At 70.8% G+C, this 20,136-nt stretch carries 15 protein-coding genes, 1 tRNA gene and 1 other RNA gene; 9 read left to right on the forward strand and 8 right to left on the reverse strand.

Going from position 1 to position 20,136, the window contains the following annotated elements:
- Positions 1 to 473: 473 nt before the first annotated feature.
- The 3 genes from purD to ffs form a co-directional block, all read right to left on the reverse strand.
- Positions 474 to 1,724, reverse strand: coding sequence for a phosphoribosylamine--glycine ligase (gene purD / locus ABZ622_RS29480; protein ID WP_360548259.1), 1,251 nt, complete (start codon positions 1,722 to 1,724; stop codon positions 474 to 476).
- Positions 1,725 to 1,860: 136 nt separating this feature from the next.
- A complete protein-coding gene (locus ABZ622_RS29485) occupies positions 1,861 to 4,113 on the reverse strand; it encodes a DNA polymerase III subunit gamma and tau (protein WP_360548261.1) in 2,253 nt (750 codons plus the stop codon).
- A gap of 74 nt (positions 4,114 to 4,187) precedes the next feature.
- An RNA gene (gene ffs, locus ABZ622_RS29490) (signal recognition particle sRNA small type) lies at positions 4,188 to 4,284 on the reverse strand.
- 143 nt (positions 4,285 to 4,427) lie between these two features.
- Here ffs and ABZ622_RS29495 point away from each other — a divergent pair.
- A tRNA-Ser gene (locus ABZ622_RS29495) sits at positions 4,428 to 4,515 on the forward strand.
- Between the two features lie 984 nt (positions 4,516 to 5,499).
- On the opposite strand, the gene ABZ622_RS29500 is transcribed toward ABZ622_RS29495, so the two are convergent.
- Both ABZ622_RS29500 and ABZ622_RS29505 read right to left on the reverse strand, forming a co-directional pair.
- The gene (locus tag ABZ622_RS29500; protein WP_360548263.1) at positions 5,500 to 6,189 is read right to left on the reverse strand and encodes a YdcF family protein; all 690 of its coding nucleotides are present in this window, start codon (positions 6,187 to 6,189) and stop codon (positions 5,500 to 5,502) included.
- Positions 6,183 to 7,283 (reverse strand): helix-turn-helix domain-containing protein, encoded by a 1,101-nt coding sequence (locus ABZ622_RS29505; RefSeq protein WP_360548265.1) that lies wholly within the window; start codon positions 7,281 to 7,283, stop codon positions 6,183 to 6,185. Before ABZ622_RS29505 ends, ABZ622_RS29500 begins: the two co-directional genes overlap by 7 nt.
- 959 nt (positions 7,284 to 8,242) lie before the next feature.
- On the opposite strand from ABZ622_RS29505, the gene ABZ622_RS29510 reads away from it, so the two are divergent.
- Positions 8,243 to 9,409 carry a hypothetical protein gene (locus tag ABZ622_RS29510; protein WP_360548267.1) on the forward strand — a complete coding sequence of 389 codons (1,167 nt, stop codon included), beginning with the start codon at positions 8,243 to 8,245 and terminating at the stop codon, positions 9,407 to 9,409.
- A 584-nt stretch (positions 9,410 to 9,993) separates the two neighbouring features.
- On the opposite strand, the gene ABZ622_RS29515 is transcribed toward ABZ622_RS29510, so the two are convergent.
- Positions 9,994 to 11,190, reverse strand: coding sequence for a serine hydrolase domain-containing protein (locus tag ABZ622_RS29515; protein ID WP_360548269.1), 1,197 nt, complete (start codon positions 11,188 to 11,190; stop codon positions 9,994 to 9,996).
- Positions 11,191 to 11,290: 100 nt separating this feature from the next.
- Positions 11,291 to 12,487 carry a serine hydrolase domain-containing protein gene (locus ABZ622_RS29520; protein ID WP_360548271.1) on the reverse strand — a complete coding sequence of 399 codons (1,197 nt, stop codon included), beginning with the start codon at positions 12,485 to 12,487 and terminating at the stop codon, positions 11,291 to 11,293.
- Positions 12,488 to 12,632: 145 nt separating this feature from the next.
- Here ABZ622_RS29520 and ABZ622_RS29525 point away from each other — a divergent pair, with 145 nt between their 5' ends.
- The 3 genes from ABZ622_RS29525 (at position 12,633) to ABZ622_RS29535 (ending at position 15,739) form a co-directional block, all read left to right on the forward strand.
- A complete protein-coding gene (locus ABZ622_RS29525) occupies positions 12,633 to 13,880 on the forward strand; it encodes a histidine kinase (RefSeq protein ID WP_360548273.1) in 1,248 nt (415 codons plus the stop codon).
- Between the two features lie 131 nt (positions 13,881 to 14,011).
- Complete coding sequence (locus ABZ622_RS29530) at positions 14,012 to 14,719, forward strand: response regulator transcription factor (protein WP_360548275.1); 708 nt, start codon at positions 14,012 to 14,014, stop codon at positions 14,717 to 14,719.
- 522 nt (positions 14,720 to 15,241) lie between these two features.
- Complete coding sequence (locus ABZ622_RS29535; protein WP_360548277.1) at positions 15,242 to 15,739, forward strand: SigE family RNA polymerase sigma factor; 498 nt, start codon at positions 15,242 to 15,244, stop codon at positions 15,737 to 15,739.
- Between the two features lie 48 nt (positions 15,740 to 15,787).
- On the opposite strand, the gene ABZ622_RS29540 is transcribed toward ABZ622_RS29535, so the two are convergent.
- Positions 15,788 to 16,150 (reverse strand): hypothetical protein, encoded by a 363-nt coding sequence (locus ABZ622_RS29540; protein WP_360548279.1) that lies wholly within the window; start codon positions 16,148 to 16,150, stop codon positions 15,788 to 15,790.
- Positions 16,151 to 16,338: 188 nt separating this feature from the next.
- Here ABZ622_RS29540 and ABZ622_RS29545 point away from each other — a divergent pair, with 188 nt between their 5' ends.
- The 4 genes from ABZ622_RS29545 (at position 16,339) to ABZ622_RS29560 (ending at position 20,128) form a co-directional block, all read left to right on the forward strand.
- On the forward strand, positions 16,339 to 17,490 hold the full coding sequence (locus tag ABZ622_RS29545; RefSeq protein ID WP_360548318.1) for a mannosyltransferase family protein: 1,152 nt from the start codon (positions 16,339 to 16,341) through the stop codon (positions 17,488 to 17,490).
- Between the two features lie 259 nt (positions 17,491 to 17,749).
- On the forward strand, positions 17,750 to 18,424 hold the full coding sequence (locus tag ABZ622_RS29550) for a hypothetical protein (RefSeq protein ID WP_360548281.1): 675 nt from the start codon (positions 17,750 to 17,752) through the stop codon (positions 18,422 to 18,424).
- 83 nt (positions 18,425 to 18,507) lie between these two features.
- Positions 18,508 to 18,744: a ferredoxin gene (locus ABZ622_RS29555; protein ID WP_360548283.1), complete on the forward strand. Its 237-nt coding sequence runs from the start codon at positions 18,508 to 18,510 to the stop codon at positions 18,742 to 18,744.
- Positions 18,734 to 20,128 (forward strand): FAD-dependent oxidoreductase, encoded by a 1,395-nt coding sequence (locus ABZ622_RS29560; RefSeq protein WP_360548285.1) that lies wholly within the window; start codon positions 18,734 to 18,736, stop codon positions 20,126 to 20,128. The genes ABZ622_RS29555 and ABZ622_RS29560 overlap by 11 nt, the downstream gene beginning before the upstream one ends.
- Positions 20,129 to 20,136: the final 8 nt, after the last annotated feature.

Genomic DNA, 20,136 nt, shown 5'->3' on the forward strand with positions numbered 1-20,136 from the left:
CCGGACGTCACCCCCTCTGCCCCCGCGGCGGTGTTGTTCACTCCCCCACTGTGGCACCCGTCACTGACATCGCAATGCCAGTGGGCCAAGTGCCGGAATGCTTGCGCCGCACCCTAGTTGGGGCCTCGGCGGGCGTCATCCGGATGGCGCAGCCGTCACTCGATGGAATGGCTTTGGGCAAAGGTGCTGACGCGCCGCTGTCCTTGGGGCAGCGGCGCGTCTGTGCTCGTCAGAGCGTTTCAGGGCGGCGTCCGTGGGGACAGCCGGCCCGGTGGTCCTCCGGGGAAGCCGCCCCGGTGGTCCTTCGGTGGAATCGACCCGGTGGCCCTTCGGTGGAGCCGGCCCGGTGCTCCTTCGGTGGAGCCGGCCCGGTGCTCCTTCGGCGGAGCCGGCCCCAGTGGTGGCCCTTCGGCGGAACCCGCCCCGAGCCCAACCCGAGCCCGCCCCGGTGGTGGCCCTTCGGGGAGCCGGTCTCAGCCCTCCGCGGCCTTCCGGGCGATGTCCGTACGCAGGTGCGAGCCGTCGAGGCGGATGCGGGCCGCCGCCGTGTAGGCACGCTCACGGGCGCCCGCGAGGTCCTTGCCGGTCGCGGTCACGGACAGCACCCGGCCGCCCGCGCTGACGATCGCGTCACCTTGGCGCCTGGTGCCCGCGTGCAGGACGTACGCGTGCGGGGCATCCTGCGCCGCCACGTCATCGAGCCCCTCGATCGGGTCGCCGGTGCGCGGCGTGCCCGGGTAGTTGTGGGAGGCGATGACCACGGTGACGGCGGCGTCGTCGCGCCACTTGAGCGGGGGCAGCTCGTCGAGCGTGCCCTTGGCGGAGCCGAGCAGGACACCGGCCAGCGGGGTCTTCAGCCGGGCCAGGACCACCTGGGTCTCGGGGTCGCCGAAACGGGCGTTGAACTCGATCACCCGCACGCCGCGCGAGGTGATCGCGAGGCCCGCGTACAGCAGCCCGGAGAACGGGGTGCCGCGGCGGCGGAGTTCGTCGACGGTCGGCTGAAGCACCGACTCCATGACCTCGTCGACCAGCTTGGGGTCGGCCCACGGAAGCGGGGAGTACGCGCCCATGCCGCCGGTGTTCGGGCCCTCGTCGTCGTCCAGGGCGCGCTTGAAGTCCTGCGCGGGCTGGAGCGGCAGCACGGTGGTGCCGTCCGTGATCGCGAAGAGGCTCACCTCGGGGCCGTCGAGGAACTCCTCGATGACCACGCGATCGCAGGCCAGGGCGTGGGTGCGGGCCGCCTCGACGTCGTCGGTGACGACGACGCCCTTGCCGGCGGCGAGGCCGTCGTCCTTGACGACGTACGGGGCGCCGAACGCGTCGAGGGCGGCGTCGATCTCGGCGGGGGTGGTGCAGACGTAACTGCGGGCGGTCGGGACGCCGGCCCCGGCCATCACGTCCTTGGCGAACGCCTTGGAACCCTCCAGCTGGGCCGCCTCGCCGGAGGGGCCGAAGCAGGGGATGCCGACGGCGCGCACGGCGTCGGCGACCCCGGCGACGAGCGGCGCCTCCGGGCCGACGACCACCAGCTCGGCGCCCAGGTCGGCGGCGAGGCGCGCGACGGCGTCGCCGTCGAGGGCGTCGACCGGGTGCAGTTCGGCCACCTCCGCGATACCGGCATTGCCGGGAGCGCAGTACAGAGCGGTGACGTCGGGGTCGAGGGACAGAGAGCGGCACAGGGCGTGTTCGCGGGCGCCGCCGCCGATGACGAGGACCTTCACGGGGTGCAGCCTAGCCGCCGGGGCGCGGCGCCCTTGACGGGCACCGCTGCGTGGACACCCCGGGGAGCCGCGGCGGACGGCCCGGGTCCCCTGAGCACACCCCCGCCCGCCCGTCGCCCACCCATCGGTTCGCCCGCTATTCGTTGGTGAACTCCTCGACGACCGTGGCGCCCAGTTCGCGGACGATCAGGTCGTGCCCGGAAAGCGCCGAGTCGACGAGGTCGGGGTCGTCGGCCTCCGGGGTGTCGTCCTCGGGGGCGACCGCACGCGGGGGCTCGGGCGCGGCGTACTGCTGCTGCGGTGGCGCGGAGTACGACTGCGGCGCGGGCTCGGCGGGGGCGCTGCCCGGCTGCTGGTGAGCCGGCTGGGACTGCTGGTGCGGCTGCTGGTGCTGTGGAGAAGCGGCCGGCCGGGGTTCGTAACCCTGCTGGGGCGCGGGTGCCTGGTACTGCTGCACGGGCGGCGCGGCGGGGCGGCCCCCGCCGGTCTGCGCAGGTGCTCCGGCGCCGCCCGACGGATCGACGACGGCCTCGATCTTCCACTGCGCGTTGAAGCGCTCGGCGAGCGCCTGCCGCAGCACTTCCTCGCTGCCGCTGCTCGCGAAGTTGTCACGCGCGCCGGCGTTGAGGAAGCCGATCTGCAGGGTGGTGCCGTCGAAGCCGGTCACCTGGGCGTTCTGGCTGAGCAGGATCCAGGTGAAGCGGCGGCGGTTCTTCACCGCCTCCAGGATGTCCGGCCACATGTTCCGCACCTGGCCGGCGCCCTGGGTCAGGCCCGGACTCGGCTCGGCGGCGGCGGGCACCGGTGCCGAGGGCGCGGCCCGGTCCGGCGCGGCGGCCGGAGCGGGCTGCGGGACGGGCGACTGGCCCGGGGCGGAAGCGGTCGGCCAGCCGCCGGGGCGCCGGCCCGACTCCGGCGCGGCGGCGGTGGGCCAGGCGCCGGGCCGCTGACCGCCCGCGGGAGCCGGGGCCGCCTCGGCCGGCGGCTGCGGGGCGGTAGGGGCGGCGGGCTGCGGGGCCTGGACCGGTGCGGCGGCGGGGGCGGGGGCGGGCGGTGCCGCCTGAACCGGCGCGGGGGCGGGGGCGGGGGCCTCGCCCCGTACCGCCGCACGCGCGACGGCGGGCCCCGTGCCCGGCTGTACGACGGGTGCCGCGGGCACGGGTGCGTGGGCCAGTGCCTCCGGCCCGGGTACGTAACCCATGGCGGGCCCCGGGCCCGTGGTCGCGAAGGAGGCGCCCCGCTCCAGCCGGTCGAGCCGGGCCTGCAGCGAACGCTCGTCGTCGAAGGCCGCGGGCAGCAGCACCCGGGCACAGATCAGCTCGACCTGGAGACGCGGCGAGGTCGCGCCGCGCATCTCCGTGAGCCCCTCGTTGACCAGGTCGGCGGCGCGGCTCAGCTCGGCGGCGCCGAAGACGGACGCCTGGGCCCGCATCCGCTCGACGACATCGGCGGGGGCGTCGATCAGCCCCTTCTCCCCGGCGTCCGGCACGGCGGCCAGGATCACCAGGTCGCGCAGCCGCTCCAGGAGGTCCGCGACGAACCGGCGCGGGTCGTTGCCGCCCTCGATCACCCGGTCCACGACCTCGAACGCCGCGGCACCGTCGCCCGCCGCGAAGGCGTCCACGACCGAGTCGAGCAGCGAGCCGTCGGTGTAACCGAGCAGCGAGGTCGCCATGGCGTATGTCACACCGTCGTCGCCCGCGCCAGCCAGCAGTTGGTCCATCACCGACATCGAGTCACGCACGGATCCGGCCCCGGCCCGCACCACGAGCGGCAGCACACCGTCCTCGACGGTGCTGTTCTCCTTGCCGCAGACCTCGGCGAGGTACTCGCGCAGGGTTCCCGGCGGCACCAGACGGAACGGGTAGTGGTGCGTACGCGACCGGATGGTGCCGATGACCTTCTCGGGCTCGGTCGTGGCAAAGATGAACTTGAGGTGCTCCGGCGGCTCCTCGACCACCTTCAGCAGGGCGTTGAACCCCGCCGAGGTGACCATGTGCGCCTCGTCGATGATGTAGATCTTGTAACGACTGGAGGCGGGCCCGAAGAACGCCTTCTCCCGCAGATCACGGGCGTCGTCCACGCCACCGTGCGATGCGGCGTCGATCTCGATGACGTCGATGGACCCCGGCCCGTTGCGCGCGAGGTCCTGGCAGGACTGGCACTCCCCGCACGGCGTGGGCGTCGGCCCCTGCTCGCAGTTCAAACAGCGGGCCAGGATGCGCGCGCTGGTCGTCTTGCCACAGCCGCGCGGACCGCTGAACAGGTACGCGTGATTGACCCGGTTGTTCCGCAGCGCCTGCTGCAGCGGGTCGGTGACATGCTCCTGCCCGATGACCTCGGCGAACGACTCGGGGCGGTAGCGGCGGTACAGCGCAAGGGACGACACACATACGAGGTTATCCGGGCGGACCGACAACCGACCCCGGACCGTGCGAAGCGCCACTCACCAGCCTCAGGAAACACAAGGGCCCCCCACGCACCCGCCAGAGCCGACCTACCCTTGCTGCCTTCCGGCCCTGGGGGAGTTCAGTCAGATAGCGCCACGTGAGGGGCTGACGCCCACCTTAGCCGATCCCCACCCCTGCCGGTCCACTCCCCCCGCCTTCCGGAACCACCCGGGACAACCTCGGAACGGGCCCGAACCGATCTCCGGGGGAACGGGTTCGCGAGCACTCCTCAACGTCTTGTATTGTTTGCCGCGGAGGATTCGCCTAGTGGCCTAGGGCGCACGCTTGGAAAGCGTGTTGGGGGCAACCCCTCACGAGTTCGAATCTCGTATCCTCCGCCATTGCTCTCACCGGGCAATACGTCGAAGGGCCCCGCAGCTTGCTGCGGGGCCCTTCGACGTTGGTTCGCGTGGCAGCTGCCGCAACATCGCCGCGTTGCGCCCGAAGCGGCGCATCACTTGAGAGGACCGGATACACGGGCCCACCTCCCGCGGAGGTCACGCCCGGGCCGAAGCAGCCGCTGCCCGCGCGGCAGGTCCGATCGGTCTTCTGCTCGGAGAAGGTGATCTCGTCAGCGAGTGGGCGGCAGTCGAGCGGCGGCCACCGGAAGGCCGCGGTCCGAGGCAAGCCTCTGTGGGCAGGCGGCCATGTCCTGCGGGCCGAGTGCCGCCACCGCCCACTGCGCACTGCGCCTTCGGCCAGAAGACCGGATGCTGGTCGTCGGCGGCTGGAACGGCAGGACACCGATGCCCTTGGCGGCGGACGGTGCCGGGTCGAGGTACGTCATGCCGCCGGTCCCGCACACGTACGCGCGGGCTCCGGTTACGGCGGAGAGATCGGCAAGTCGGTGGGAGCGTCCTGGCCGGGAGGGCAGATCGCGGCCAGCGAGCATCTGGCCCTGCCGGCCGAGCAGATCCAGAAGCAGGGGGTGGAAGCTTCGGCGACGTCGGGGGTCCTGCCGGTGTCGAAGGTGTCCAGCACCTCGCCCAGGACCCGGGTGAGGGCCGTCCGGTGTGGACTCGTTCCGTAGCTTTGCCGCAGCACCCCTGCGGTCTTCCGGCGGGCTCGACCGGGGGCGTCGATCAACGCGTCCCGGATGAGAGTCGACCGCCCACAGGGAAGGCGTGTGGGGATGATGAGCCACTGCTGACGATCTGGTTCGTCGAGGGCGCCGAGGCAGGCTCGGCGCTGGGCAGTCGCGGCGAGTGAACTGCACGTTGCCCAGGACGATCCAGTGGTCCGCCGCGAACAGCTTGGCCAGTGTGGTCGGTCTCGGGCGCAGGTTGGGCTGGTGGATTGCGCACAGACCGCCCGGCTACGGCAGGTCAGGAAGAGATGAGACGGCTGGTGAAGCCGTCGTGGATGAGGGCTTCGTAGGCCCCATGCACGTCCTCCGGGACCTCCTGCTCGATGGCGAATCCGAGCTTCGGATACTCGATGACGCGCTGGAGATCGCCGACGAGCATGTCCAAGACGAGTTTCTCGTCGCCGATGGACTTCGCGTAGTCGTCGAGCTCCAGCGGCTCCGACGCACAAAGGATCTCGACGGCCGGCCACAGCTCGCGGGCGGTCGCGAACGACCGCCGTTCCATGTAGGGCTTGGAGACCAGCAGCACCGTCTTCGGGGTGATGCCGACGGCGGCGAGGGCCTCTCGGGAGAGGGTGATGTTCTGCCCGGTGTTGCAGGCCTCCGGTTCCAGCAGGATCGCCTCGGGGGGAACGCCCAGGTCGATGGCGTGCTCGCGGAAGTGGACGGCCTCGCCGCGCGGGAAGACCTTGGCGGTGGTGGGGCTGTTGCCGCCGGTGAAGACCAGGGTCGGGAACAGCCCGGCGCGGTACAGCTCGGCGGAGTGGGTGGCGACGCCGAGGTCGTGGCTGCCCAGCCCGATCGCCACGTCGACGTACCGCAACTGGTGGTGCATCTGGTGGTAGTCCCAGATGAGCCCGGCCCGGCGCCACTGGTCCTCGGTGATGGCCTGCTGGTTGTCGCTCGCGCGTCTCTCCCTGATCACCATCGCCGGGGGCCGGTCGGCCCCTCGTTCATGGCCTTGGTGCCCTCGATGCTGCGCAGCTGGTGCACGAGTCCGTACTGTGCGGCCGTGCGGGTGGCCTGATCGAGGATGTGGAGTCCATCATCACGGCTCGCGGCGTCGGAGAGCAGGATGTGGCCTTGGGCGGTGTCCAGCCGTACGCGTTGCATCGGGGAGTCGGTGGCCGCGCTGCTGCAGGCGATGTCGATGAAGTGCAGGGCCTGGGCGAGGTCGCCGGCGCCACGGCGGGCGAGGGCGAGTTTCTGGTGGGCCACCGACCAGTCGTCGGGTTCGGTGAGGTCCTCGAAGTCGCGGGTCGCGGCCTGCATGACGCGGGTCGCGTAGTCGTGCCGACCGTTCTTGCTCAGCGCCGTGCCCACCCACAGTCGGGCCCTGGCGCGGTTCCGGCGGGAGAGCCGGTCGTCGACGGCGAGGGTTTCGTAATGGCGGGCGGCGATCTCTAGTTCGCCGGACATTTCCGTGACCACCGCGAGGGAGAGGTCGAGCTGGGCGACACGACGCGGGATGTCGAGCCGCGTGAAGACGGCACGAGCCCCGGCATAGGAGTGGTGGGCGGAGAGTGGGCCGAGCACAGAGCCTTGGTCGCGTTTGAGGTCACCGAGCAGTGCGGTCGAGCGGGCGAAGAGGTACAGGCCCTTTCCGTCCAGTTCCTGAGCGTTGAACCGCACAAACCAGCGACTCAGCAGGCTGTCGGCGAAGGCGAAGTTCTGACAGGAGAGTGCGACCACGACGCGGTCCAGGTCGTCCGCCCACGATTCGTACTCCCAAGCTCGGGGGCCGGCGGAAGTGACGCGCCGTCCGGCACCATGCACGGTGCCGGCCATCTCCGACAGGAGCGTCTCGAAGCGCAGGTGGGCGGCGGCGTCCGCACGTCCGAGGGCGGTGTCGAGGAACGCTTGGGTGTCGGGTCTGGGCTCGGTTTCGGCGCGCTTGCTTTCCCACTTCGAGACCGTCGCAACGGCCACGCCGAGGTGCTCGGCAAAGGCCCGCACACTCAAGCGCAGGGCGAGACGCAGTGCCCTGGCCTCCAGGCTGGTCCAGTGGTGCACGGTTGCCAAGCCTCACTCCCTTCCACCGCCATCGAAGCAGAAGCCTGGAGGCGGCGGGACGGAAGTAGAACGGCGGGTGATTGGCCAGGAGTTCGGCGACATCCATGCTCAGGGTCGTCACTACTTGCCGATCCTTTGGACGGTCCCCCGCATGGAACCCTCACGGAACATCGCCTGGTCAGCGGGCCTGTCGTCTACGGCTTTCTGCGGCTGGTGCGGGTCTCCGAAGCCCGACAGGTGGCGCTGGTCGCCTCACTCACCGAGTACTGCCGCAGCCACGAGCTGGAGCTGTCCGGCGTCTTCACCGAACGCAAGGCGGGTGCCGGCCCCGGCTCGGCGGCCTTCACCGGCCTGCTGGACGCGTTGGCCCTGCCGGATGTCTATGGCGTGCTCGCCCCGGCCGCATCACACCTCGGCCCGAAGGCGATAGCCGCTGAACGCGGTCGGCGGATCAAAGCGGTCGGCTCCCGGCTGCTTCTGGTCCGCCGGGCCCACCCCGCCTACCCGCCGATTGCAGCTCCGGTGGTCCGGTCTGTTCAAACCCCTGAAGGTAAGACGAGGACCTCATCTTCTGGAGACGCCCGGGAGCCGATCTCGCCACCCTGCTGCACAGCGCACTTGGCTGGGAGCCCCATCTCGCCTGGCGTCCCCGGTGCACTCCGAGATGTCGCCCCGCCCGGACCGAGGCCGAGCCCGAGCTCGATCCACTCCATCGCTCGATCTCAGCTATGCGCGAGGATGGCCGACTCCAGCCGAAAGCGCCTCCGGTTGGCGGTGCTCTACCTGATCCATCGCATCCACATCGGTACCCCCTCGATGCCCCTTGACGAACAGGTCCAAATCATCTGGCACATACCCGAGCCCGGGCGTGAGACATCCGCCGAGGACTGATGAATCCGGCTTCACGGAGGACATACTCTCCGCGGTAACGCCCGTCACCTGATCGAGGAAGTGCCCGTTGTAGGAGCGTGAACTCCTTCGCCGCGACGTATCCTTTCCCGGCTCATCAGGAGCCGACAAGCATGCCGCTTCCGTGCTCGGGCCACCGAATCCAGACTACGCTCCTGCATCGACTGGATATCGATCAGTGGGATGCTCGCGTACCAGCCAGCCAACTCGTCGGACTCGGCGAAGCACTCGACGCCGCAGAGCAACTGCGAGCCAGGCGTGAATTCCTCGAAGGTTCTGCCCAGAACCTGGAGCGGGAACAAGTCATGCGCGAGCGGCCCGAGGCCTTTGGTGTTGTGGGACGGGTGGTCCTGGGCGCCGACAACGTCTTCTGGGCGCCGGACGGCACTCGCAGCAGCGGCACCCTCGACCTCCTCGGACCGGAGTGCATCGATGGGTATCAGCAGATCGCCCTCATCGCACGTCTCGCCACCGAACTGTCCCCTGAGTACCTGGACCGGGCCGTACTGGATGTCCGCATCCTCACTGGATCGGCCCGTGAACTGGCGCGTAGCGAGTATGACCGCGCGCATCTGTACTGCAACCTCACTGAACCGCAGGACCTGCTCGTCCGTCACCCCATCATGCTCAGGCTGGTCAAGCAGTTCAGCAACGATCAGTGTCACTTCAAACTTCGACGTGGGGAGCGACGCGGCCCGCACCGAGAGGGATATTCCATCGGCGAGGCAACAACAGCGCTCGCACTATTCTCACAGGAACCCCATCCCGACCTCGCCCATCACACGCTTGAGGACAAGGGGCGACAGGAAATCTGGCAGAATCCATCCGGACAGGCGTTCCACACTCTGTTCAACGAACGCACCCAAGCGACAGGCGTGCGTATTGCCATCACATTCCGCCGGTCCGTCCTCGACGTGTTGGAAGAAATGCTCCGGCATCGGTCGGCCCACCATTGGCACCTGTTGGAGGATGCCCCTGACCTGGTGGTCTGGGCGGTATCCCGCCAACTACCGATCGACTGGCTGCACTACGACCAGCGGGACCCCGTAGTCCCGGAGTGGGAGAAGATCCTCGACAACGAGGTAACCGCGTTGACGCAGCGAACCGCCGAGCGCCTTGTTCACGCATACGAGGAACTACGCTCAAAGGGCGTGTACAAGAGAGCTGAAGTACGCGAGCTACCCTATTGGCACAAGCTGCTCAAAGCCGCCGGGATGAGCCGCTAGAGCCCCGGCGCGAGCAGATTGCCGACTTCACGCGATAGAACTGAGCCATCTTCATGCGTTCCGCGAGAGCAGTTGCGCCTCCCCCCGGGGCGGGGGTCATCCCGCCCTCAAACGTGCCCTTTACGACGAAGAATCGAGCGGCATCGCGGTCATTACCGCGAACTCGACACTCGCACAGTCTGCGCCCAGGAGTCCCCCGTCCCCGCGGGGGACTCAGGAGGATGCCTCTCTGACTCTAGGAGGCCGTTGCACTCTCAGTAGTAAATAAATGACTCATTGGCGACTTCCCAAGGCAGGACCCTCGGCCACCATGAACTGCCAAAACTGATCTCCTGGTCTCAGTTTTGGTCTCGTTCACCTCCGGCCGGCCGACTCGTGACCACAGCCCTGTGGCCCTCTCCATCGCAGGTCAGAATAAGTGTGAACCTCGGTGAACGGGGTTCCGGAGAATTGAAAAATGTGTTGGGGTAACTTCTCACGAGTTCGAATCTCGTACCCTCCGCCATTGCGCCCACCGGGCAATACGCCGAAGGACCCCGCAGTTCGCTGCGGGGCCCTTCGACATCCGTGGTTCTAGGTCGGGTTCAGCGGCACAGGGCGGTGTCCACGGCGCGTTCGAGGTTGCGTCGGCTCGCCTCGTCGGTGAGTTGCATGGTGACCGCGACACTGGCGGCGCGGCCGTCGTCGGTGGCGCCGCCCCGGGTCTCGTAGCCCGGGAAGCTGCCGCCGTGGCCCCAGGAGAGGCCGCCGCACGGCAGCGGTCTGCTGACGAGGCCGAGTCCGTAGCGGGCGCCGGGGCCGAAGGTTGCTTCGGCGGGGACGGTGGAGCGCATTTGGGCGAGCTGGGCCGGGGGCAGGAGGCGGCCGGCCAGGAGTGCGCCGAAGAAGCGGTTGAGGTCGGAGCCGGTGGAGATCAGCTGGCCTGCGGCCCAGGCCCAGGAGGGGTCGATCTCCGTGATGTCGCGCAGCGGTGCGTCCGCCGATTCCCGGTAGTAGCCGTGGGGGTGGGGCTCCCGGATGCTCGCGTCACCGGGGGCGGGGAAGTAGGTGTGGCGCAGCCCGATGCGCTTGATGACGCGCCGGTCGATCTCCTTGGCCAGGGGGCGGTCGGTGACCTTCTCGACGATCAGGCCGGCGAGCACGTAGTTGGTGTTGCTGTACTTCCAGCTCTTCCCGGGGTCGAAGTCGGCCGGATGCCGGAGGGCTGTGGCGAGCAGTTCGCGGGGGGTGTAGTAACGGACGTCGTCCCCGAGGTAGTTGCTGTAGTTGGGGAGTCCGCTGGTCTGCTGGAGGAGCTGGCGGACGGTGATGCGGCGCCCGTCGATCCCCTTCCCGCGGACGAGACCGGGCAGGTAGGTGTCGATGTCGTCGTCCAGGCCGATCCTCCCTTCGCCGACCAGTTGCAGAACCACGACCGCCGTGAACGTCTTGGTGTTGCTGCCGATCCGCACCTGCCCGTCGACGGGTACCGGTGCGTGGGTGGCCAGGTCGCCGACTCCCGCGGTGTAGGTGCGGGTGCGGCCGTCACGGTCCTTGACGCTCGCCAGCGCGGCAGGCATCCCGCCCTCGCGCACCAGCGCGTTCAGGCTCTGCCGGACGACGTCGGGACCGGCGGAGCGGGAGGCGGGGCTGGTTGCGGAGGCGGGTGGGGTGAGGGCGGCCAGAGTCATGACGCCGATGGCCATCGCGGCCGCGGCCGATACGGTTCGTCGCCGGGTGCCCGGCCGACGGCCCGGCTTGCGGCCCTGCTCGCGAAGCCCTTGTCGTGTCTGCCCGCGCATGATTCAACTCCTGGGGATGGATTGGTAGTGGGGGTGTGGGGGCGTTGTTCTGGGCGTGGGTGTGGGTGTGGGTGTGGGTGTGGGTTGCCATGTGCGTGGTTCATCCGCACAAGGCCCTGTCCACGGCGTCCTTCACGTGCTGCACGGCCGCCTCGTCCGTCGGAATGCTGGTGACCGCGACGTTGACGGCACGGCCGTCGTCGGTGACGCCGCCCCGGGTCTCGTAGCCCGGGATGTCTCCGCCGTGGCCCCAGTAGACGCCGCCGCACGGCAGCGGCCTGCTCGTGAGCCCCAGCCCGTAGCGGAGACCGGAGGCCCCGGCGGGGACGGTCGTGCGCATCTCGGCGAGCTGGGCCGCCGGGAGGAGGCGGCCGGCCAGGAGCGCGGTGAAGAAGCGGTTGAGGTCGGAGTTGGTGGAGATCAACTGGCCTGCGGCCCAGCCTGCGGAGGGGTCGATCTCCGTGAAGTCGCGCAGCGGCCCGTCCGCCGGGCTGCGGTGGTAGCCCCGGGGGTGCGGCTCCCGGATGGTCTTGTCGCCGGCGGCGGGGAAGTAGGTGTGGCGCAGCCCGATGCGCTTGATGATGCGCCCGTCGATCTCCTCGGCGAGGGGGCGGCCGGTGACCTTCTGGACGATCAGGCCGGCCAGGAGGTAATTGGTGTTGCTGTACCCCCACGTCTCGCCCGGAGCCGCGTCGGCCTTGTACCGGAGGGCGATGTCGAGCAGCTCGCGCGGTTCGAAGTACCGGCGCCTGAGCTCGTCGTCGTCGATGTGCATGCCGTAGTCGGGGAGTCCGCTGGTGTGCTGGAGGAGCTGACGGACGGTGATGCGGCGCCCGTCGATCCCCTTCCCCCGGACGAGACCGGGCAGGTAGGTGTCGACGTCGGCGGCGAGGTCGATCTTTCCTTCACCGACCAGCTGCAGAACCACGACCGCCGTGAACGCCTTGGTGTTGCTGCCGATCCGCACCTGCCCGTCCCTGGGCACCTTCGAGCCGGTGGCCAGGTCGCCGACCCCTGCGGTGTAGGTGCGGGTGCGGCCGTTCCGGTCCTTGACGCTCGCCAGCGCGGCGGGCATCCCGTCGTCGCGCACCAGCGTGTTCAGGGCCTGCTGGACGGCGTCCGGCCGGGCGGTGGCGACAGCGGCGGAGGCAGCGGGGGCGGAGGAGGCGGGTGGGGCGAGGGCGGCCAGGGTCATGACGCCGATGGCCATCGCGGCCGCGGCCGATACGGTTCGCCGTCGCCTGCCGCTCTCCTGCCGGGTCGAGGAACGGGAGCCCTGCTGGGTCCGAGCACGCATGAGTCAACTCCTGGGCCGGGAAATCGTTTGGTCGGGGCACGATCCTGGTTTCCGGGGCCCCTCGACCGCATCGCGGCAAGGTGGGAAAAAACGCTCCCCCGATCGGGGGAGGCTGCCGGTGGGCCGTCCACGGATACTGGCGGCCATGATGAGGGGAATCCGGCCGCTGCTGCGCGGCTCCACGTATTCGGGTGTGCTGTTCGCCTACTGCGGCGCACTGGCGAGCCTTCCGCTGCTGCCTTTCGCCCTGTTGCCCGCGCTGTCGTGGCCGTCCGCGCCCGAGAGCGTGCAGATCGTCCTGGTCCTGCTGATCTGGGTGGTACTGGTCGGCGCGGCCGGGCTGGTGCCTCCCGTACGGCGGGCGCTGGTCGTATCCGCCCGCAGGCTGTTGCAGGTGCCGCTGCCGAATCCGGTGGCCGACCGCCGGGCCTCCGGTTCGCCCGGTCTCGACCGCTGGCGGACCCCCCTCTGGCTGGTGCTGCACGTGGCCGTCGGGTGGATGGGGGCGCTGGCGAGCGGGGTGCTGTTCATCATGGGCCTCGCGCTGCCGGGGAACTGGATCGGCGGCGAGGCGCGGCTGAGCCTGTTCGGTTCGTCGTTCCAGGCTTCGGGCGGGTGGAGTTGGGTGGTGGCGGCCGTGTTCATCGTGCTGGCGGTGGCCATCTGCGTACTGGTGACGAAGGTCCTGCGGTGGTCTGCGCCGCGGCTGCTGGGGCCGTCGGCGGCCGAACGGCTCGCGTTGGCCGCCGAGCGGGAGATGCTGCTGGCCGAACGCAACCGGATCGCCCACGAGTTGCACGACTCGATCGGGCACACACTGACGGCGGCCACCATCCAGGCGGCGGTGGCGGGCGAGATGCTCTCCGCCGACCCGGTCGCGGCGCGGGCCGCGATGCGCAGCATCGAGGAGTCGACGCGGGCAGCGCTGGAGGACCTGGACTACGTACTAGGAGTGCTGCGCGAGGAACAGTCGGGGACGGCACCGACCCGGACCCTGGCCGACCTTCCCGGGCTGCTGGACCGTCTGCGGCACGCGGGGGCGGTGGTGGAACCGGAGCTGTCGGGCGAGTTGGCGCAGGTGCAGGGGACGCTCTCCCGGGCGGCGTACCGGATCCTCCAGGAGGGGCTGACGAACGCGCTGCGCCACGGGGCGGGCGGCCCGATCGGTATCAAGGTGGTGGCCGGGCCGGACGCGCTCGACCTCGCGGTGGTCAACCGGACCGGGGCAGGTACGGACCTGGGCGCGCGCCCGGGGGCCTTCCCGACCTCCGGGCACGGTCTGTCCGGGCTGGCCGAGCGCGTCCGGCTGCTGCACGGTGAGTTCCGGGCCGGCCCAAACGGGGCGCAGCACTGGCGGCTGGCCGTCCGGCTCCCGGTGCGGGCGTCGGCGTGAGTGCACCCGGTGCGGGCGAAAGTGTGAGTGCATCCGGTACGGGTGCCGGTGTGAGCAGGTTCGGTGCGGGCGTCGGCGTGAGTGCATCCGGTGCGGGCGAAAGCGTGAGCGGGTCCGGTGCGGGAGTCGGCGTGAGCGGGTCCGGTACGGGCGAAGGCGCGGCCCTCCCCGCCGGCGCCGGCCCTGCCGTCAGCCTCCTGATCGCCGACGACGACGAGGTGACCCGCAGTGGCCTGGGCATGCTGCTCGCCGCGCAGCCGGGGATCACGGTGGTCGGCGAGGCCGCCGACGGCGTCGAGGCGGTCGAACGGGCGCGGAGCCTGCGGCCGGACGTGGTCCTGATGGACGTCCGGATGCCGCGTCGCAACGGGATCGAGGCCACCCGCCAGCTGCTGGCCGAAGTGGCCGACCCGCCGAAGGTCGTGGTGATCACCACCTTCGAGAACGACGGCTACGTCACCGCCGCCCTCAGCGCGGGCGCCAGCGGCTTCGTCCTCAAGCGCCTCCCGGTCCGCCGGATCGCCGAGGCGGTCCGGGTGGTGGCGGCGGGCGAAGCGGTCCTCTTCCCGGCCGCTCTGGGCCGCATGGTCGCCGCCCGTCCGCTGGGCTCCGCCGAGGCCCTCCCGCAGGCCGACCTGACCGGGCGGGAGGAGGAGGTATTGCGCCTGATGGCCACCGGGCTCTCCAATCCGGAGATCGCGGAGTCCCTCACGGTGAGCCTGGAGACGGTCAAGACCCACGTCGGAAACGTGCTGACCAAGCTCGGCGCGCAGAACCGGACCCACGCGGTGGTGATCGCGTACGAGTCCGGCCTGATGGTCCCCGGCTTCACCGGCTGAGCGGCTGAGCGGCTGAGCGGCTGAGCGGCTGAGCGGCTGAGCGGCTGACCAGCGATACCTGACCGGCTTACGGCCCCGGTCAGGTCTTCCACGGCGCTCCGCGCCCGCGCCCCGTCTCCGTGGCGTGATCACGCGGCCGTGGGTGCACACATGCAGTCCCCGGTAGTCCTTCTCGGTGCCGGGACTTCCAACCGTCGCTGAAAGCTCCGGATCCGGAGGAGCTGCCGGGGGCCTGGCCAGAGCCAACGAGAGGGTCACTCGGGTCGGCGGACGTCTCCGCCGGCGGTGCGGCTCGCTCTGGTTTTCTGGTGTATTGATGATTCTCCTCCCAATTTCTCACTGGTCAAGGGGTTTGATAACTCTTTCTCTCGTATGCCCGGATGTCGGTGATCAGGGCTTCCGGCGCACCCCGCCCGGGAGCCGTGTGATCACCGTCACCCGCTTTCTTCGGGTTCCGTGTCGTCCGGATGAGGGGTGCCGGGCGTATGCCGGGTGAGACCGAGGAGATCCAGGAGTTGTTTGTTGACCGTCGAGGAGTTCGAAGAGTTCTACGCGCTGACGGCTGCCCGGCTGACGGGGCAGTTGTTCGTGATGCTCGGCGACCAGCACGAAGCGCAGGACGTGGTGCAGGAAGCTTTCGTCAAGGGGTGGAGCCGGCGGCGGCAACTCGACCGTGACGGGCAGCCCGAGGCATGGATCCGTACGGTCGCCTGGCGGCTGGCGGTGAGCCGGTGGCGGGGGCGGCGGCGGGCGGCCGATGCCTGGCAGCGCAGTGGCGCGCCTCCCCATACGGAGGCGCCGGGGCCGGAGACGGTGACGCTGGTGGAGGCGTTGCGGGAGTTGCCGGCCAAGCAGCGCCGCACGCTGGCGCTGCACTACGTCTGCGACCTGACCGTCGAACAGATCGCCGCGGAGACCGGCCTGGCGGCCAGCACCGTCAAGACACATCTGGCCCGGGGCCGCGCCACGCTCTCGCACCGTCTACAGGATCCGCGTACCGAGGAGGGGCCCCGTGTCTGAACCCCGAGACCCGCTGAGGTCCCTGTTCAAGGAAGCCGCGGCGGTCGGTCAGTCGCGTGCGCGTTCCGAGCCGCCGTCGTACATCACCGAGCGCGGCGAGCGCGTGCGCAGGCGGCGGATGGTCGCGATGGCCGTGGGGGCCTGTCTGGTCTTCTCCGGTACGGGTGCGGCCGTGGCCACGCTGCTGCCGGACAGCAGCAGTAACACCGTGCCGGCCACCGACCCGTCGCCCGTTCCGTCGCCCCGGATCTCGCCCTCGCCGTCCACATCCTCTTCCTCGTCCTCGTCCTCACAGCCCACGTCCTCGCCCGGTGCGCCCAGAACCAGTCCGCCGCCCACGAATTCGCCCTCCTCCAGCGAGAGCGAGAGCGTGAGCCCGTCCGGGTCGACCACCGCTCCCAGCCGGAGCATCACTCTGCCGCCGCCCTGAATCCGGGCGAAGTCGACGAGCCCGGTGAAAAGGGAAAAAGAAAAAGTCGGAAAGATCGGAAGAGTTTGTCGTGAGTATTTCCGCTCCGCAGCGGCAGGCGGAGAGACAGCGGGAGCGTCCGTACGCTGCCGGCACCGGGATCGTCGCGGCCCGGCGGGCACCGGAGCCGGTGCCTCCCCGCAGGCGGTTTCCGCGGATCGGGGCCGCCGACCGCGAGGTGCTGTGGCTGTATCTGCTGACCCGGGCCGGGATCTGGACCACCGCGTACTGCACCCGATGGCTGTTCCCCGACGACGGGCGGGCCCACCACGCCGGTTCGTTCTTCTCGTCGTGGCAGCGGTGGGACTGGTGGCACTACCTGCACATAGCCCAGTCCGGTTACTTCCCGGACGGGACCGGCCCCTGGACGGCCGGCTGGGACAACCGGGAGGCCTTCTTCCCCGGCTTCCCGTTCCTGCTGCGGGCGGTCCACACTGTCGTCCCCAGCTGGTCCGCCGCCGGTGCGCTGATCTCGTTCGTGGCCGGCGGGGTCGCCGTACTGGCCCTGGCCCGGATCGCCCGGCTGCATCTGCCGCAGGAGGGCGCGGGGCCCCGCGCCGCGCTGTTCTTCCTGCTCTCCCCGTGCGCGGTCTTCCTCGCCGCCGGCTACACCGAGGCGCTCTTCCTCGCCTTCGCCCTGCCGGCCTGGCTGGCCGCCCAGCGGCTCAACTGGCCGCTGGCGGCCCTCCTCACCTGCCTGGCCACCACCGTCCGGGTCAGCGGGCTCTTTCTCGCCGGGGCGATCGCGGTGCACTTCCTGGTGACCGCCCGCACCTCCGCGCACTGGCGCCGGCTCCCCTGGCAGGCGCTGCCCCTCCTGCCGCCGCTGCTCCACAGCTGGTACCTGCACGCGCACACCGGTGACTGGATGGCCTGGAAGCACGCCGAGGAACGCGGCTGGTACCGCGACTTCCACGCCCCCTGGGAGGCGTGGAAGAACACCTGGCACGCCGCCTTCGGGCACTCCCAGAGCACCGGGTACGCCCTCATGTCGCAGGCCGAACTCCTCACCATGGTCGTCGGTCTGGTGCTGTGCGGGCTGCTGCTGCGGCGGCGGCGCTGGGCGGAGGCGGTGTACATCGCGCTCAGCCTGTGGGCGCTGGGCACGTCCTACTGGTACACCTCCGTTCCCCGGGCGACCCTGCTGTGGTGGCCCCTGTGGACCGGGCTCGCCGCCTGGAGCCTGCGGAGCCCGCGCGTCAGGACCGTCTGCCTCACCGTGGGAGCGCCGCTGACGACGATCGTCGCCGTCACGTTCCTCTCCGGACGGTGGGCCGGCTGACCCGCCCGCTTGCTCCCTCTTGGCTTACCGTCGGCGTCGGCGTCGGCGTCGGCCGTCAGCTCAGCCGCCGGACGTCAGCCATCAGCCGTCAGCCGTCAGCCGTCAGCCGCACGACACCAGCCGTCAGCAGTCGGCCGAACGGCGGCTCACCCTCCCGCCCGGTCCGGGTGGCACCGGCGCCCGCGCGGGGGCTTGCTGGTCCCGGGGGTGTCGGGCCTGCGACGGCCCCGGAGCCGGAGGAGGAGGCGAGCGACCGCCCATGGAGCCGCGACCGAAGAACCGGTGGGACGCCCGGGGCCGGACTCTGCGCACTCCGCGGGCCGCGGGAACGGCCGGGGTCGTCTTCGCCCTGCTGCTCGCCGCCGCCATCGTCATGATCCGGCTGGCGATCCCGTCCGAGCCGGGCAAGGGCTCCGGCGAGTGGCTCACCGAACCCTCGCGCCGGCGCACGGTGCGGACGGCGCTCGAACTCGTCCCGTTCGCGGGCATCTCGTTCCTGTGGTTCATGGGGGCGGTACGCGCACGCATCGGGGACGCCGAGGACAAGTTCCTCGCCACCGTCTTCCTCGGCAGCGGCCTGGTCTTCGTGGCGACCCTCTTCGGGGCCACGGCAGCGGCCGGCAGCCTGCTGACGACGAACGGGGCCGAACCCGGCGGTCAGCTGTGGATGTTCGGCGGGAACTTCACGTACGGCCTGCTGACCACGTACTCGATGCGCATGGCCGCGGTCTTCGTCTTCTCGACCTCCGGCATCGGGCACCGGCTCGGCGTCCTGCCGCGCCCGCTCACGGTTCTCGGCGCCCTCGTCGGCCTGACCCTGCTCCTCGCGGCGGGCAGCATCGCCTGGGCCGAGCTGGCGTTCCCCCTGTGGGCCCTGGCCGTCGGCCTCCACATTCTCGTGGCCGGTGCCGCGAATCCGCCGGTCCGGCCATAACTCCATCAGTCCGCCTGTGCTCGCGGATCCGGAACGGCCCTCGCACGCTGAGGCGGGAGTGACTACCGGAAGGACGGCCCTTGATGAGGCTTGTCGTCGATCTCAACCGCTGCCAGGGGTACGCACAGTGCGCCTTCCTGGCACCGGACGTCTTCGCCATGCACGGCGAGGAATCCCTCCTGTACAACCCGCACGCCGACGAGGCGCAGCGCGAGCAGGTGCTGCGCGCCGCCACCGCGTGTCCGGTGCAGGCCATCCTGGTGGAGTACCCGGACGAGGCACCGGCCGCGGTGGGAGAGGGGCTGTCCGGTGTCCGGTGACGGCGCTCTAAAGCGGCTGAGGTGCGAGGGGCGGATCGTGATCGTCGGCGCCTCGCTGGCGGGTCTGCGGGCCGCGGAGACCCTGCGGAAGGAGGGCTTCACCGGTTCGCTCACGATGATCGGCGACGAGCCCCACGAGCCGTACGACCGTCCGCCGCTCTCGAAGCAGGTCCTGCTCGGCCACGCGTCCGCCGATCGCACCGAGCTGCCCCGGCGGCGCGGGATCGACGCGCAGTGGCGGCTCGGGGTCGCCGCCGCCGGGCTGGACATGGCGGCCGGGCGGGTGCGGCTGGCCGACGGCGACGAGGTGGAGTACGACCGGCTGCTGATCACCACCGGTGTACGGGCCCGGCCGTGGCCGCATCCGATGGAGGCCGAGCTGGACGGGGTCTTCGTGCTGCGCACCCGCGACGACGCGGCCCGGTTGCAGCGGCGGCTGGCCGCGTCGCCGCGCCGGGTGCTCGTCATCGGCGCGGGCTTCACCGGCTCGGAGATCGCTTCGGCCTGCCGCGAGCGCGGGCTGCCGGTGACCGTCGCCGAACGCGGGGCGGCGCCCCTGGTCGGCGCGCTGGGCGGCGTGGTCGGCCGGGTGGCCGCGGAACTCCAGCGCGCGCACGGGGTGGACCTGCGCTGCGGAATCATGGTCACCGGCCTGGAGGGCGACTCGGCGGGCCGGCTGCGGCGCGCCCATCTGTCGGACGGCACCTCCATCGACACGGACCTCGCCGTCGTCTCCCTCGGCGCGACCCGGAACACCGAGTGGCTGGCCGGGTCCGGGCTCGGCGCCGGTCCGCGCGGAATCGCCTGCGACGCGGGGTGCCGGGCCTTCGACGTCCGCGGCATCGTGACCGACGACGTCTTCGTCGCCGGTGACGTCGCCCGGTCTCCGCACGCGATCTTCGGGTACCAGTTCCTCTCCCTGGAGCACTGGGGCAACGCCGTCGCGCAGGCCGAGACCGCGGCGCACAACATGATCAGCAGCAGTTCCGAGCGCCGCCCCCATCTGTGGGTGCCGGCCTTCTGGTCCTCCCAGTTCGGGGTCAACATCAAGTCGGTCGGCGTCCCCTCGCTGGGCGAGGAGATCATCGTCGCCCAGGGTTCGCTCGCCGACCGCCGCTTCACCGGTGTGTACGGGTACCAGGGCCGGGTCATCGCCGCGGTCTCCTTCGACCAGACGAAGTGGCTGGAGTTCTACCAGCGGCAGATCGAGACGGCCGCGGCGTTCCCTCCGGAGTACTCCTCGGTGGACCGCCGCCCCGAAGGGCTGCGGCCGGTCCCGGCCGACTTCCCGGACCCCTCCCTGCCCACCCACGGGCCGTCCGTCACCGTCAGCGGCTACTCACCGACCGACCAGCGGATCACCTTCACCCCCGCCCGGGCCTGAGCCCAGCA

Source organism: Streptomyces sp. NPDC007164 (genome assembly GCF_040634135.1).
GTDB classification, from domain to species: Bacteria; Actinomycetota; Actinomycetes; order Streptomycetales; family Streptomycetaceae; genus Streptomyces; species Streptomyces sanglieri.